A 1612-nucleotide genomic window follows, 5' to 3' on the forward strand; every position below is an offset into this window, starting at 1 on the left:
CGCGGATGGCTTGAACGGGCGGTAGTGTGCGTGCCACGAGCGTAGGTCCTTGCGTTGTGCGAACTTTGGACGGTTCAGCACGGCAACCTACGCTCGTTCACATTTACACCGCATCTCGGACGCGACCCTGCCGGTGGGCGTCGTAGAGCTCTTGGCGCTTCTCGACGGAGAGGGTGTCGAGCTCCGACTCGTGGGACGGGTAATGCGTGGGCGCTCCTGGAACCATCGTCTCCTCGTCGTCGGCAGCACTAGGGGCGGCGTCGCGTCGGCAGGTGACGACGCGGGCCGGGATAACCCCTTCATGACCTTCACCACACGACGCGTCGTCTGCGGCTTACTCGTGGCGGCTTTCCGTTGGTGCTGCACAGCCGGGTGTGTTGGCGGCTCCTCGGAGGCGTCCATGCCCGGACGGTAACCGATCTTCGCGCGGTCGGCGACAAGTCAGCTGAATCTACACATCAGCGCGGCCGCGACCGATGCGGGGGCCTTGATACGCATCGTGTTGCCGCAGTTGGTACGTCTCGGGTCCACCTTTCGCTCAACACCCGCATCGAGGATTCCATCGCCTGGGCGAACGCGGAAGCGACAGCCCGCGGGCTCAATGATCAGCTCATCCCGCCCGACCCTCACGGCAAGGTCGGAACCCAAAGGTTCAGAAGATCGCTGGCCTGGCACATCGCCCGACGGCCGAATGGTCTTGTCGCGCTCGCCATCCAGTACGGGCATCTGCGCAGCACGTTCGTCTCCGAGGGTTACGCGTCCCGCAGCCGCGGTGGTATCCACGAGCTCATCGACGTTGAGACCGTCCGGGCGGTCGCCGACACCGTCGCCGAGCTGCACGACGGCCTGGACACCGGTGAGGGAATCTCCGGCCCGGCGGCCCGGCGCGTCATCAAGGCCGCCGCCCGCGCCACGGTCTTCGAAGGAACGACCATCAACGCGGCCACCGCCCGGAAGCTGATCGCCAGCGAAGACCTCATGATCTATGACAACCCTCAAGCATTCGTGCTCTGCCACTACAAACGCGCCCAGGCACTCTGCCACCGCGACGACGTGAAAGACACCCCCAGCCTGGATCACTGCGTTCCAGGCTGCGGCAACATCGTCCGCACCGACCGGCACGCCGCCGGCCTGCGCAACCGCGCTGACGTGCTCGACAAACGCGCCGCGCACGCCCCTCAGCCGGTCGGCGACCGGCTGCGCGCCCGCGCCGGCAAGCTCCGCGACCTGGCCGACGCCCATGACCGCACCCGCATCGTAAGTAATCAGAAGGTTCTGTGACGCTGGGTGATATGTGCTGATCAGGCGTCGAGTGCGACGGGCGGCATCCAGAGGTTGCCGGTGAAGGCGCGGTGGATCGCCTCGAAGGCGCTCAGTCCGTGCTTGCGGGCGCTGTCGAGGTAGGACCGGACGGTCAGCCAGTGCGCGGCGCCATCTTCGGATTGATGGCAGCCGGAGATCTTCACCTGGGTCTTGACCGGGCGCAGCGCGCGCTCGCCCATGTTGTTCGTGAACGGCACCCAGCCGGGGAAGTCGGCGAAGCGCAGCACGTCAGCGGCCCGGTCCTGCAGGCGTTGGAGCAGGTTGCGGGCCGGGGACTGTTTCCGTCCTG

Annotated in this window: 2 protein-coding genes; one reads left to right on the forward strand and one right to left on the reverse strand. The window is 66.6% G+C overall.

The genetic code is table 11. The features are described 5' to 3' along the window. Positions 1-354 precede the first annotated feature (354 nt). On the forward strand, positions 355-1281 hold the full coding sequence (locus tag E1294_RS55350) for a hypothetical protein (protein ID WP_220448452.1): 927 nt from the start codon (positions 355-357) through the stop codon (positions 1279-1281). A gap of 20 nt (positions 1282-1301) precedes the next feature. Here E1294_RS55350 and E1294_RS51860 read toward each other — a convergent pair. Beyond that, positions 1302-1612: IS66 family transposase (locus tag E1294_RS51860; protein WP_165977999.1), on the reverse strand; the 311-nt coding region annotated here is incomplete at its 5' end.

The sequence above is a fragment of the Nonomuraea diastatica genome (assembly GCF_004349015.1).
In the GTDB taxonomy this organism is placed as follows: domain Bacteria; phylum Actinomycetota; class Actinomycetes; order Streptosporangiales; family Streptosporangiaceae; genus Nonomuraea; species Nonomuraea diastatica.